This is a genomic window from Streptomyces sp. NPDC104226, assembly GCF_055584085.1.
In genome coordinates, this window is the sequence record NZ_JBVJMS010000001.1 from 1,200,189 (window position 1) to 1,213,345 (window position 13,157).

Annotated in this window: 8 protein-coding genes; 4 read left to right on the top strand and 4 right to left on the bottom strand. The window is 72.4% G+C overall.

Annotated features, from left to right (window positions below; genetic code table 11):
- Positions 1-5 precede the first annotated feature (5 nt).
- On the bottom strand, positions 6-1,955 hold the full coding sequence (locus ACZ60J_RS05295) for an ABC transporter ATP-binding protein (protein WP_469679044.1): 1,950 nt from the start codon (positions 1,953-1,955) through the stop codon (positions 6-8).
- 107 nt (positions 1,956-2,062) lie between these two features.
- On the opposite strand from ACZ60J_RS05295, the gene ACZ60J_RS05300 reads away from it, so the two are divergent.
- Together ACZ60J_RS05300 and ACZ60J_RS05305 are read left to right on the top strand one after the other, a co-directional pair.
- Positions 2,063-2,578, top strand: a complete 516-nt coding sequence (locus ACZ60J_RS05300; protein ID WP_469679045.1) for a MarR family winged helix-turn-helix transcriptional regulator — start codon at positions 2,063-2,065, stop codon at positions 2,576-2,578.
- A 112-nt stretch (positions 2,579-2,690) separates the two neighbouring features.
- The gene (locus ACZ60J_RS05305; protein WP_469679046.1) at positions 2,691-5,627 is read left to right on the top strand and encodes an FAD-binding and (Fe-S)-binding domain-containing protein; all 2,937 of its coding nucleotides are present in this window, start codon (positions 2,691-2,693) and stop codon (positions 5,625-5,627) included.
- Between the two features lie 182 nt (positions 5,628-5,809).
- Here the strand turns inward: ACZ60J_RS05305 and ACZ60J_RS05310 are convergent, their stop codons facing one another.
- Positions 5,810-7,093 carry a sulfite oxidase gene (locus ACZ60J_RS05310; protein ID WP_469679047.1) on the bottom strand — a complete coding sequence of 428 codons (1,284 nt, stop codon included), beginning with the start codon at positions 7,091-7,093 and terminating at the stop codon, positions 5,810-5,812.
- Positions 7,094-7,216: 123 nt separating this feature from the next.
- A complete protein-coding gene (locus ACZ60J_RS05315; protein WP_469679048.1) occupies positions 7,217-8,428 on the bottom strand; it encodes a tryptophan 2,3-dioxygenase family protein in 1,212 nt (403 codons plus the stop codon).
- A gap of 247 nt (positions 8,429-8,675) precedes the next feature.
- Between ACZ60J_RS05315 and ACZ60J_RS05320 the strand changes: the two genes are divergently transcribed.
- Both ACZ60J_RS05320 and ACZ60J_RS05325 read left to right on the top strand, forming a co-directional pair.
- Entirely contained in the window at positions 8,676-10,556 is a 1,881-nt protein-coding gene (locus ACZ60J_RS05320; RefSeq protein WP_469679049.1) for an ABC transporter ATP-binding protein, read from the top strand.
- A complete protein-coding gene (locus ACZ60J_RS05325) occupies positions 10,553-12,334 on the top strand; it encodes an ABC transporter ATP-binding protein (RefSeq protein WP_469679050.1) in 1,782 nt (593 codons plus the stop codon). The genes ACZ60J_RS05320 and ACZ60J_RS05325 overlap by 4 nt, the downstream gene beginning before the upstream one ends.
- Before the next feature lie 31 nt (positions 12,335-12,365).
- Here the strand turns inward: ACZ60J_RS05325 and ACZ60J_RS05330 are convergent, their stop codons facing one another.
- Positions 12,366-13,151: a hypothetical protein gene (locus tag ACZ60J_RS05330; RefSeq protein WP_469679051.1), complete on the bottom strand. Its 786-nt coding sequence runs from the start codon at positions 13,149-13,151 to the stop codon at positions 12,366-12,368.
- Between the last annotated feature and the right edge of the window lie 6 nt (positions 13,152-13,157).

Consider the following 13,157-nt stretch of genomic DNA (forward strand, 5'->3'; position numbering starts at 1 on the left):
TACGATCACACGTTTACCGGGGTCTGCTCGGTGCCGCGCAGGGTGTCCGGCTTGAACGTCCCGGGCTTGAGCAGATCCGCCTTGCGCATCTCGGAGCCGAGCGCCCCGAGGAGCGCGCCGGACGCCGGAGCCTCGGGCTTGAGGGCACTCTCGCGGTCGCGGCGGACGAGGGCGGCGTACCGGCCGTCGGCCCGCAGCAGCTCCTCGTGGGTGCCGCGCTCCGCGATCCGGCCGCCGTCGAGCACCACGATCTGGTCGGCATCGCGGACGGTGGAGAGGCGGTGGGCGATGGTGATGGTGGTGCGCCCCTGGGAGAGGTTGTCGATGGCGCGCTGCACGGCGTGCTCGGTGCGGGTGTCCAGGGCGCTGGTGGCCTCGTCGAGGATCAGGACCGGCGGGTCGCGCAGGATGGTGCGCGCGATGGCCAGGCGCTGCTTCTCCCCACCGGAGAACCGGTACCCGCGCTCGCCGACCAGGGTGTCGTATCCGTCGGGCAGGGACTCGATGTGATCGTGGATCTGGGCCGCGCGGGCCGCCTCCACTATCTCCTCGTCGGTGGCGTCCGGCTTGGCGAAGCGCAGGTTGTCGGCGACGGAGGCGTGGAAGAGGTAGGTCTCCTGGGAGACCACGCCGATGGAGCGGGCCAGGGAGTCGAAGTCGAGGTCGCGCACGTCCACGCCGTCGAGGGCGACCCGGCCGCCGGTGACGTCGTAGAGCCGGGGCACGAGGTAGCTCAGCGTGCTCTTGCCTGACCCGGTCGGGCCGACCACCGCGAGGGAACCGCCGGCCGGGACCGTGATGTCGATGCCGGTCAGGGTGGGGCCGCTCTTGGCGTCGTAGGCGAAGTGGACGTCCTCCAGCCGGACCTCGCCCTTGGCGCGGTCGAGGCGGACGGGGTCCTCGCGCTCGGTGATGTCCACCGGCAGGTCGAGGTACTCGAAGATGCGGGCGAAGAGCGCCAGGGAGGTCTGGATCTGGACGCCGGTCGACAACAGGCTCACGGCGGGCCGGAACAGGCCCTGCTGGAGGGTGACGAAGGCGACGAGGGTGCCGACCGAGAGCGAAGGGGCTCCGCTCTGCAGGGCTATGCCGGCCGCCCAGTAGATGAGCGCGGGCATGGCGGCCATGACGATGCCGATGGTGGACATCCGCCAGCGCCCGGCCATGCTGGAGCGCACTTCGAGGTCGACGAGCTTCTCGGACTCCTCCGCGAAGGAGGTGGTGAGCGAATCGGCGCGGCCCATGGTGCGGCCGAGCAGGATGCCGCTGACCGACAGGGACTCGGTGACCGTCGCGGCCATCGTGGCCATCTGCTTCTGGCGCTGCGCGGTGATCTTCTTGCGCTCGCCGCCGACGCGGCGGCTGATCCACACGAAGACGGGCAGCAGGGCGAGCGAGACGAGCGTGAGCCGCCAGTCGAGCGCGAGCATCGCGACGACGGAGGCGATGACGGCCGTCGCGTTCGAGACGAGGGAGGTCGCCGTGGAGGTGACCGTGGCCTGCATGCCGCCGATGTCATTGGCGATGCGGGACTGCACCTCGCCGGTGCGCGTACGGGTGAAGAAGGCCAGCGGCATCCGCTGGAGCTGTGCGTAGACGGCGGTGCGCAGATCGTGCATGACGCGCTGGCCGACGGTGGTGGATATCAGGGTCTGGAGCACGCCGAAGATGCTGGTGACGACCGCGGTCGCGATCATGCCGAGGGCGAGCAGGCTGAGCAGCCCGGTACGGCCCTGCGGGATCGCGACGTCGAGGACCTCCTTCAGCAGGAAGGGGGTGGCGACTCCGACCAGCGAGGAGGCGGCGACGAGGATGCCGACCACGGCGAGGCGGCCGCGGTAGGGCCGGAAGAGACCGGCGATGCGGCGCAGTTCGCGCGGCCGCTCGTGCGGCGCGGGGCCGCCGGGGTCGAGGGATTCTTTCGAGGGTTCCCACTCGGGTTCTTTGGGGCGCATGGGCCTCCTTCATGACAGATGACGAGACTCGCATGAGCATAGCTCATTGTTACCTATACTCACAATGAATCTGGTCCTGATATCGTTCCCATTATGAGGACCGCAGCATGAGCACCGCTTCCGAGACCGACAGCAGCCAGGGCGCCGGCGGCACCGCCGCACCCGACGGCACCGACGGCGCCGACACCACCGACGGCGTGCTCGCCGAGCAGCTGCTCCGCCTGACCCGGCGGCTCCACCGCATCCAGAAGCGCCACCTGGAGCCGCTCGGCATCACCCCGGCCCAGTCCCGACTGCTGCGCACCGTCGCCCACCTCTCCACCGTGCATCCGCCCCGGATGGCGGACCTCGCCGCGCGTCTGGAGGTCGTGCCCCGTGCCGTGACCACGCTCGTCGACGGCCTGGAGGGCGCCGACTGCGTGCGCCGCGTGCCCGACCCGGCGAACCGCCGTGTCATAAGGATCGAGCTCACCGACACCGGCCGCGCCACGCTGCGCCGCCTGCGCAACGCGCGAACCGGGGCCGCAGAGGAGATCCTGGCTCCATTGACCGCCGATCAGCGCGAGGTGCTCGGCGGTCTGCTGAACGCCCTGGCCGACGCTCCGGCGGAGCAGGGCTGCTGACGGGCGACGGTCCGGCCGGAACCGGGCCGGGGCTGCGCCGAACGAGTGAGATCGACCCAGTGAGACCGACCCAGTGTGATCGACCGACACGGCGCGAGTTGAGGGGCTGCAGATGCCACTGCTGGAACCGAAGCCGGGGGCCCTGCGCCCGCGCACCCTCGGCGGCCCCGCCCCCGACCGGGTGCCCGACCGCGCCTCGACGGGCACCCCCGAGCCGCTGCGCAGCGAGCTGGCGGAACTGCTGGGGGCCGACAAGGTGCTCTCGGGCGTCTCGGACCTGGTCCGCTACGCCTCCGACGCCTCCCCGTACCGGTTCCTGCCGCAGGTCGTCGTGATCGCGGAGGACATCGACGACGTCTCCGCCGTCCTGTCCTACGCCCACGGCAAGCAGCGCGAGGTGGTCTTCCGGGCCGCCGGGACCTCCCTCAACGGGCAGGCCCAGGGCGAGGACATCCTCGTCGACGTCCGCCGCCACTGGGCCGGGGTCGAGGTGCTCGACGAGGGCCTGCGGGCCCGGATCCAGCCCGGCACCACGGTCCTCCGCGCCAACGCCGCGCTCGCCCGGCACGGCCGGATCCTCGGCCCGGACCCGGCCAGCGCCATCGCCTGCACCCTCGGCGGAGTCGTCGCGAACAACGCCTCGGGCATGACCGCGGGCACCACGAGGAACTCGTACCGCACCCTGTCCTCCCTCACCTTCGTGCTGCCGAGCGGCACCGTGGTGGACACCGCCGATCCGCTCGCCGACGAGGAGCTGGAGCACGCCGAGCCCGCCCTGTGCCACGGCCTGATGGAGATCAAGAAGGAGATCGAGGCCGATCCGGAGCTCGTCGCCCGCATCCGGGCCAAGTACGAGATCAAGAACACCACCGGCTACCGCCTCGACGCCTACCTCGACGGCGCGACCCCCGTGGAGATCCTGCGCGGGCTGATGGTCGGCTCCGAGGGCACGCTCGGCTTCATCGCCGAGGTCGTCTTCGACACCCTGCCGCTGGACCGCGAGCTCACCAGCGCCCTGCTCTTCTTCCCCTCGCTTCCCGCCGCGGCCGCCGCCGTACCGCTCTTCAACGAGGCGGGGGCCCTGGCCGTCGAGCTGATGGACGGCAACACCCTGCGCGCCTCGGTGAGCGTCGCGGGCGTCCCCGCCGACTGGGCCTCGCTGCCCAAGGACACCACCGCGCTGCTGGTGGAGTTCCGGGCTCCCGACGAGGCCGGCCGCGCGGAGTACGAGCGGCGGGCCGCCGAAGTGCTGGCCGGGCTGGACCTGGTGGCCCCGGTGGCCTCGGTGACCAATGCCTTCACCCGCGACGCCAAGACCATCTCCGGCTACTGGAAGGCCCGCAAGGCCTTCGTCACCGCCGTCGGCGGCGCCCGCGCCTCCGGCACCACCCTGATCACCGAGGACTTCGCGGTCCCCCCGTCCCGGCTGGCCGAGGCCTGCGAGGCGCTCCTCGAACTCCAGGCGGAACACGGCTTCGACGCAGCCGTCGCCGGGCACGCCGCCCACGGCAACCTGCACTTCCTGCTCGCCTTCGACGCCGCCCGGCCCGCCGACGTCGAGCGGTACGCCGCGTTCATGGACGCCTTCTGCCGGCTCACCGTGGAGCGCTTCGACGGCTCGCTGAAGGCCGAGCACTCCACCGGCCGCAACATGGCCCCCTTCCTCGAACTGGAGTGGGGACCCCGGGCCACCGAGATGATGTGGCGGACCAAGCGGGTCGTCGACCCGGACCTGGTGCTCGCCCCGCGGATCCTCCTGGACCGCGATCCCACGGCGCACCTGCGCGGCCTCAAGACGATCCCGCAGGTGGAGGCCGTCGCCGACCCCTGCATCGAGTGCGGGTTCTGCGAACCGACCTGCCCCAGCGAGGACCTGACGACCACCCCGCGCCAGCGGATCGTGCTGCGCCGGGAGATGATGCGCCAGCAGCCCGGCTCAACCGTGCTCGACGGCCTGCTCGACGCCTACGGGTACGACGCCGTGGACACCTGCGCCGGCGACTCCACCTGCAAGCTCGCCTGCCCCGTCGGCATCGACACCGGCGCCCTGATGAAGGACTTCCGGCACCGCCGGCACAGCCCGCGCGAGGAGCGCGCGGCCGAGCTCGCCGCCCTGCGGTTCGGCGCCGTAGAGGTCGCCGCACGGCTCGCCGTGGCAGCCGCCGACAAGATCACCGACGCCGTCGGGGACGGGCTCCTGGAGGCCGTGACGGGGGCGGCGCGCAGGATCGTACGGCCCGACCTGGTCCCGGAGTGGCTGCCGCAGGTCCCCGGCGCCGCGGCCCGGAAACTGCCCGTCACCCGGCGCGGGGGCGCCGCCGCGGTCTACTACCCGGCCTGCGTCAACCGGATCTTCGGCGGCCCCGGCGGCGCCGGCGGACCCTCCCTGCCCGAAGCCGTGGTGGCGGTGTCGGAGCGGGCCGGCAGGCCGGTGTGGATCCCCGGGGACGTCCGGGGCACCTGCTGCGCGACCATCTGGCACTCCAAGGGGTACGACGCCGGGAACCGCGTGATGGCCAACCGGATCGTGGAAGCCGCCTGGGGCTGGACGGCCGGCGGGCGACTGCCGCTCGTGGTCGACGCCTCCTCCTGCACCCTGGGCATCGCCCACGAGGTGGTCCCGTACCTGACGGACGACAACCGGTCGCTCCACGCCGAGCTGCGGATCGTCGACTCCATCGTCTGGGCGGCCGAGGAGCTCCTTCCGCACCTGGAGGTCCGGCGCACGGTCGGCTCGGCGGTGCTCCACCCCACCTGCTCGATGCGGCACCTCGACGACGAGGCGCACCTGCGGGCCGTGGCCGAGGCCTGCGCCGACGAGGTGGTGGTCCCGTACGACACGGGGTGCTGCGCCTTCGCGGGCGACCGCGGCATGCTGCACCCGGAGCTGACGGAGTCGGCGACGGCGCGCGAGGCAGCCGAGGTGACGGCCCGGCAGTTCGACGCGCACCTGTCGGCGAACCGGATGTGCGAGGTGGGCATGGACCGGGCCACGGGCCGCAGCTACTACTCGGCGCTGCTGGAACTGGAGCGCGCCACCCGGCCCTAGGTCGTCTCTTTCGGATCTTGCCGGGCCCGCGGTGTCTGGTACCGCGCCCGGCCGCACTGCCGGGGCGACCACGTACACCCAGCACGCGAGCGCCCCGACAGCACGCCCAGGCACGGCACCAGACACCGCGAGCTCGACCGACAAGATCCGAAAGAGACGACCTAGAAGTTCTCGCGTCGAGGTCAGATCACGCTCACCGGGTGGCGCACCACCGCGTCGAACAGGTAGCCCTGCGTGTTGTGGGGCGTGGTCGCCGGCTGGGTCCGGCCGGTGGTGTCGGTGGCCCGCGCCAGCAGCGCGGTCGGGCCGGTGGCCCGGGGCGTCCAGGGCAACGACCAGCGCACCCAGCTGCCCCGGCACGGGACGTCGTGCAGCCGGGCCCGCTGCCAGTGGTCCCCGCCGTCGGTGCTGACCTCCACCCGGTGCACGGGCGCCGCTCCCGACCAGGAGCGCCCGGTCAGCAGCCGCGTCCGGCGGACGGGCACGGTCGCGCCCGGCTCCAGCTCGAAGGCGCTCTTGATGGTCTGGCGGGTCAGCGGGGCACTGCCCTGCGGCGGCTGGTCGGGCCCGAACAGCCGGTACAGGTCGGTGTTCCACGGTGTGTAGAGGGGCTGCCCGCTCACCTCGATGTCCCCGACCCACTTGATCGAGGAGATCCCGATCCAGTTCGGTACGACCACGCGGACCGGACCGCCGTGGTCGGGCGGCAGCGGCTCGCCGTTCATCTCGTACGCGAGGATCACGTCGTCGAGGGCCTTGGAGACGGGCAGTGGGCGCCGCACCCGGCCCAGGTTCACCCCGTTCGTGACGACCTCGTCGTCCAGCCCGCGGGGCAGCACGTCCACGGCCCCGCGGGTCAGGCCCGCCCGCCTCAGGACGTCGGACAGCCGGGCGCCGCGCCAGCGGGCCACACCGATCGCGCCGAGGGTCCACGCGGTCCCGCTCACCTGCTGGCCCTGCTGCGTGGTGTAGAAGCTGCGGCCGTTGCCCGCGCACTCGATGAACAGGGTCCGCTCGACCGCCGGCAGCGCGCGCAGCCGGTCGTAGGAGAACTCCACCGGCCCGCCGGACAGGGCGTCGCCCCACACCGTCAACCGCCAGTCGTGCGCGTCGAGGCGCGGGGTGACGGTGTGGTTGCGTACGAAGAACCGGTCGAGGGGGGTCAGGGGGCCCGTGCCGCGCAGGGCGGCGAAGTTGGTCTCCGCGTTGGTGCCCCGGATGGTGAACAGCTCGGGCGGCAGCGGCTTCACGGTCCCGGGCAGCGCGGCAGCGGCGGTCGCCGCACTGCCGGTGGCGGCCGCGGCGGTTCCGGCGGCGCCCAGTCCGAGGGAGCCGGCCGTGGCTCCCGCCACGAACAGTCCGAGCAGGTCCCGGCGGTCCACCCCGGCGGAGCGTGCGCGGTCGCGCGCCCACTGCTTCAGGCGCAGGCGGTCGTACTGGCTCTCGTCCGACAGGTCGAGGGGCATGGCGGGGCGCTCCTTGGTCGTGATTCCCGACGGACCGTAGAACCCCGGCCCCACCTGCGGGAACCTCCTCGTCCCGATGGCCACGAACCTGCAACACGGCCGCAATGACAGCCGGTTCACCCCTCAGTGGCCGGTGCCCGGCTGCCGGAACAGCCGGTTCTCCAGGCACTGCGTCAGATAGGGGACGCCGTCGGTGTAGCCCGAACCGTGGGCGTCGCCGAGCATGCGCGCGGCCAGACCGCGATGTGCCGACTTCCACCGCTGGTGCCCGCGCTCCAGACGGCCGATCGCCCTGTCGAGGCGGGTCCACCGCGCCGGGTCGACGCGCCCTCCGCTCCGGAGGTCGTGGTAGGCCCGGGTGACGGTGTCGTGGCCGGGATCCCGCACCTCGGCCCGTACGGCGGGCACGCTCGTGAATGCGGACGAATCCAGGCGCGGTACGGGCGGAACTCCGCACAGGCCCTCGAACCGTTTGTACTGTTCGGACTGAATGGCGCTGGCGCCCTGGGTGTACTGCCGGAAAGCGGAGAACTGTTCCGCCCGCATGGTGGCCACGACACGGAAGAGCGTCGCGGCCCGCTCGAACATCGCCACCCCGTGATCCACTAGCTCCGCGGCCCTTTCCGGATCCCCCGCACGCAGCGACCCGATCACCTCTTTCATGGCAGCCGCCAGTGCGGTGAAATGCATTTCGTGGGTCTGGAGGACACGAATGAAGAAGTATTCGTCGTGCACGGTGGAAACCGGCTGGACGGTGACGTCGAACCACCGGGCATGGTCCGTCGCCGACGGTCTGGGCAGGCGATCGGCAAGGTCTTCGAGGCGGGTCCGGGGAGCGTGCGCCAGCCGCGACGGAAGGTCGCCGTCCTGCGCCCGGTCGAGCCCTGTCACGAGGCGCAGGGCATGCCGCAGCCGCGTGCTCAGCGTGGGTGCATCCGGCCGGTCCCGCCCGGAGCCCTCGGGCGACCCGGCTGCCGCCTCGATCTCGAAGCGCACCACGTCGGCCATCAGCAGGGTCGACATCCGGTCCGCGCTCGGCGCGGCGTGCCGGTCGTCCATGAGGAGTTCCAGGACCGGCAGCGCGAGGTAGGTCCGGTTCTGGAAGCGTCCCTCGTGTTTGTCGAGGGTGCAGTCGAGAAAAGCGCTGAGGAACGGCCGGTCCGCCCCGTGCCGTCGCCCGATGTCGCTCAAACGCAGGAGCGTTTCGTTCGAAAGGAAGTGCTTTCCCGTCCGTCGTACCTGGTTCGTCACGGACCGGGCGAGCGAGATTCCGTCGCATTCCTCCGGCATGCGGTCGGCGGACGCCCAGCGCGTGATCTCGGAGTGTGTCGCCATGCGTCTCTCCCAAGCCGTCCTGCGGAATGAAGGGTCGCTTTCCACTAGGCACGATCGGAACACCGCACGTCATGTCTCGGAAATTCGGGGCTTGACAGCGGGACCCGGATCCGCTCCGGCAGGCCCGGCCGCCGGGTGCGCAGACCCTGCTGCGAGGAGGCGCGGCCAACGGAAAATCGATTGCCCCGGACCGGTCCGGAACGCGAACCTTGCACGGTTTGGAACACTCGACCAGTCATGGGGCGTCATGCAGATCAGCGATCTTCCGTATCCGGACCCAGGGGTACCCGACGCTCGCTCCGGCCCCCGCTTCCTCTGGTGGCTGGGGCGGGGCCAACTCGGCGGACAAGCCAAAAGCCTGTGCTGGGGGCTCCTGCACTTCGGCGGCGTCGCGGGGCTGCCGTACACCGTGGGCCTGGGTGTCGACGCGGTCGTGGACCGCGACGGCGCCCGGCTGCTGTGGGTCGGCGGCCTGATCGCGCTGCTCGGCGTCGCGATCTCGGTCGGCGACGCGATGCTGCACCGCACGGCCGTCACCAACTGGATCACCGCCGCCGCCCGGGTCCAGCAGCTGCTCGCCCGCAAGACCGCCGAGCTCGGTTCCGCCCTGGCCCGACGGGTCGCGGCGGGCGAGGTCGTGGCCGTGTCCACGGGCGACGTGGAGAAGATCGGCTGGTTCGTCGAGGCGGTCTCCCGTTTCCTGGCCGCCGCCCTGACCCTGGTCATCGGCTGCGCCGTCCTGCTGTTCTACGCGCCCACGATCGGCGTGGTCGTGGCGATCGGCATGCCGGTGCTCGCTCTGGCCGTCCTGCCGCTGCTGCCGCGCGCCACCCGGCGCGCCGACGTCCAGCGGGAGAAGGCGGGCAAGGCCACCGAACTGGCCTCGGACACCGTGGCGGGGCTGCGGGTGCTGCGCGGCATCGGCGGCGAGGAACTCTTCCTCGGCCGCTACCGCGAGGCCTCGCAGCAGGTCCGCGAGGCAGCGGTGCACAGTGCCCGGATGTGGGCGCTGATCTCCGCGATCCAGGTGCTGCTGCCGGGCGCGCTGCTGGTCACCGTGGTCTGGTACGGGTCCGCGCTCGTCCTGGACGGCCGGCTGGACGTCGGCGAACTCGTCGCCGCCTTCAGTGCGGTGGCGACCATGCTCTACCCGCTGCGGCACTTCGAGGAGATCGCCATGGCGTACTCCTTCTCCCGCCCCTCCGCGAAACGGGCCGCCCGGGTGCTGTCGCTGACCCGGACCGGCGCACAGGCGGAGGCCGGTGTGGAGCCGGAGAGCGCCGGGTCGCCGGAGACGGCCGCGCCGCCGGAAAAGGCTGCGGAGCCCATCGTCGCCACCGAGGCGGTGCGGGCCCCCGCCGCCGGCGGGGACCTGTACGACCCGGAGACCGGGCTGCTGGTTCCGGCGGGCCGGTTCACCGCCGTGGTCTGCGGGGACCCCGACCTGGCGGGCCGGCTCGCCGAGCGCCTGGGCGGGCACCCTATGGACGCGGCGGCCGGTCCCTCCGTCCTCCTGGGCGGGGTCGCACTGGACGAGCTCGCGCTCGCCGATGCGCGCACGCTGGTCCTCGTACAGGACAAGGATCCGGTCCTGCTGTCCGGAACGCTGCGCGAGCTGTTCGACGTACCGGCATCCGGAGCGGTCGTACCGTCCGAGGCGCTCGCGGCGGCCCAGTGCGCGGACGTGCTGGACGCCCTGCTGCAGTCCGCCCCGGACGGGGTCGACGACCCGATGGACGCCCGGATCACCGAGCGCGGCCGCTCGCTGTCCGGCGGGCAGCGCCAGCGGCTGGCGCTGGCGCGGTCCCTGGTGACCGACCCCGAGGTGCTGGTGCTCGACGAGCCGACCTCGGCGGTCGACTCGCACACCGAGGCCCGGATCGCGGAGGGCATCTCGGCGCTGCGCTCCGGTCGCACGACGGTGGTACTGGCTTCCTCGCCGCTGCTGCTGGACCGCGCCGACCGGGTCGTCCTGATCCACGAGGGCAAGGCGGCGGCGAGCGGCACGCACCGCGAGCTGCTGCACGGCGACCCGCGCTACCGGGCGGTCGTCACCCGCGAGACCGAGGAAGAACAGCGGCTCCCGCGGCTGGAATCCGTACTGACAGAGATCGAGGAATCCGCATGATCGGCGTGGCGCCGCCGCACTACGATCCGGCCGCCCCGGAAACGGCCGCGACCCTGCCCGTGGGCAGCTCCGCGACGGTACGGAGCTACGTGCGCGGCCTGTTCCGCCGCCACCGGCGGGCCTTCCTGGTCCTGGTGGGGGTCAACACGGTCGCGGTGATCGCCTCCATGGTCGGCCCGTACCTGCTGGGCCAGGTCGTGGACCGGCTCTCGGAAGGGGCCCGCGAACTCCATCTGGGCCGGGTGGGGCTGCTGTTCGCCCTGGCACTCGTCGTCCAGACCGTGTTCGTGCGGCTGGTCCGGCTACGCGGAGCGATGCTCGGCGAGGAGATGCTGGCCGATCTGCGCGAGGACTTCCTCGTGCGGTCGGTGGGCCTGCCGCCGGGCGTGCTGGAGCGTGCGGGAACCGGTGACCTGCTGTCGCGGATCACCACGGACATCGACCGGCTGGCCAACGCGATGCGCGAGGCCGTGCCGCAGCTGGCCATCGGCGTGGTGTGGGCGGGCCTGCTCTACGGGGCGCTCGCGGTGACCGCGCCGCCGCTGGCGCTCGCCGCGCTGGTGGCGCTGCCGGTGCTGGTCGTCGGCTGCCGCTGGTACTTCAAGCGGGCGCCCCGGGCCTACCGCTCCGAGGCGGCCGGGTACGCGGCGGTCGCGGCCGTGCTCACCGAGACGGTGGATGCGGGCCGCACCATCGAGGCGCACCGCCTCGGCGCGCGCCGGATCGAGCTGTCGGAGCGGCGGATCAAGGAGTGGACGGCGTGGGAGCGGTACACGCTGTTCCTGCGGACGGTCCTCTTCCCTGTCGTCAACGTCACCTACGTGACGATCCTCGGCTCGGTGCTGCTGATCGGCGGGTACTGCGTGATCCAGGGCTGGATGTCGGTGGGGCAGCTGACCACGGGCGCCCTGCTGGCGCAGATGATGGTCGACCCGATCGGTCTGATCCTGCGCTGGTACGACGAGCTGCAGATCGCGCAGGTCTCGCTGGCCCGGCTGGTGGGCGTACGGGAGATCGAACCCGACGCGGGCGACGCGGGCGTCCGTCCGGACGGCAGGGACGTCCGGGCGGACCGGGTGCACTTCGGGTACCGCGAGGGCGTCGACGTACTGCACCAGGTGTCGATGGCGGTGCCGCCGGGCACCCGGATGGCCCTCGTCGGGCCCTCGGGCGCCGGCAAGTCCACACTGGGCCGGCTCCTGGCGGGCATCTACGCGCCGCGGACCGGGGAGATCACCCTCGGCGGGGCGCAGCTGTCGCAGATGCCCGCGGAAAAGGTCCGCGAGCACGTGGCCCTGGTCAACCAGGAACACCACGTGTTCGTGGGCTCCCTGCGGGACAACCTGCGCCTCGCACGCCCGGAGGCCGGTGACGGCGAGCTGTGGGCGGCGCTCGGCGCCGTCGACGCGGAGGACTGGGCGCGGGCGCTGGACGCCGGCCTGGACACCGAGGTCGGCTCGGGCTCCACGGCGCTGACCCCGGCGCAGGCGCAGCAGATCGCGCTGGCCCGGCTGGTGCTGGCCGATCCGCACACGCTGGTGCTGGACGAGGCCACCTCGCTGCTGGACCCGCGCGCGGCACGGCACTTGGAGCGCTCGCTGGCCCGGGTGCTGGACGGCCGCACGGTGATCGCGATCGCGCACCGGCTGCACACCGCGCACGACGCGGACGTGATCGCGGTGGTCGAGGGCGGCCGCATCACCGAACTCGGCTCGCACGACACCCTGGTAGCGGCGAACGGCGCCTACGCCGCCCTGTGGAACTCCTGGCACGGGTGACGGCCCCCGCGCCGCCTGCCCTGGACCCGGCCTACGTGGTCCAGGGCAGGCGGACGGCCTCGATCTCGGGATCACGGAGCAGGGCGTCGACCAGTCGCTCGGGACCGATGACCTTGGTGGCCCAGAGGTCGTAGTCGGTGTACACGATCCAGGAGCGGTCCTCGGGCCACAGGTTGGAGGGGCTGAAGTCCGCTTCCGGGTTGTCGTAGAGGGCGTGTGCGTCTCCGAGCCGGCCCACACGGACGTGCGGTGCGTCGAAGTCGACGGTGGCCAGCATCAACGGGTTGTAGTACGCCAGGCAGCGCGTGTCCGCGCCTTCGGGGGCGTGGGCGGTCAGCAGGTCGATCAGCCGGTCCCAGGTGGGTCGGTCGAGGCTGCCTTCCGTGGGTGGCTGCAGGCCGACCGGCCAGCTGTCGTCCAGCTTCGCGGACGGGAAGCAGCGCCAGGAGGGAAGGCTCCCTTCGGGGACCATAGGGTCCCCGCAGCGCGCGGACAGCTCGGCCCAGCGCAGGCGGCGGTACTGCGGCCCCGGGTGTTCCGCGCGTCCCACTCGGCCGCCCGTGGCGACCCCTATTTCCAGGTCGATGTCGCCGAACCGGGCGGGTTCGACGGCGCCGGCGGCGATGGCCACCTGCCGCGCCTCGTGGTGGGAGATGCTCAGGATCCCGCCGGTGTGCTGGTACATCGCGTTCAGCACCCAGGCCGCGTCCGGCCTGCGGGGCGGGGGGAAGCCGAGGGTCCCGTCCCCGCAGAGCTCCGTCAGCCAGTCGGTCTCGGAGGAAGGCGCCAGGGGCCAGAGCTCATGGATTTCGGGCATCCCACC

Bases quoted from the DNA above. Each gene is read 5' to 3' on its own strand.
- ACZ60J_RS05320 (WP_469679049.1), top strand. From the start codon at position 8,676: ATGCAGATCAGCGATCTTCCGTATCCGGACCCAGGGGTACCCGACGCT.
- ACZ60J_RS05305 (WP_469679046.1), top strand. From the start codon at position 2,691: ATGCCACTGCTGGAACCGAAGCCGGGGGCCCTGCGCCCGCGCACCCTC.
- ACZ60J_RS05310 (WP_469679047.1), bottom strand. From the start codon at position 7,093: ATGCCCCTCGACCTGTCGGACGAGAGCCAGTACGACCGCCTGCGCCTG.
- ACZ60J_RS05325 (WP_469679050.1), top strand. From the start codon at position 10,553: ATGATCGGCGTGGCGCCGCCGCACTACGATCCGGCCGCCCCGGAAACG.
- ACZ60J_RS05330 (WP_469679051.1), bottom strand. From the start codon at position 13,151: ATGCCCGAAATCCATGAGCTCTGGCCCCTGGCGCCTTCCTCCGAGACC.
- ACZ60J_RS05300 (WP_469679045.1), top strand. From the start codon at position 2,063: ATGAGCACCGCTTCCGAGACCGACAGCAGCCAGGGCGCCGGCGGCACC.
- ACZ60J_RS05295 (WP_469679044.1), bottom strand. From the start codon at position 1,955: ATGCGCCCCAAAGAACCCGAGTGGGAACCCTCGAAAGAATCCCTCGAC.
- ACZ60J_RS05315 (WP_469679048.1), bottom strand. From the start codon at position 8,428: ATGGCGACACACTCCGAGATCACGCGCTGGGCGTCCGCCGACCGCATG.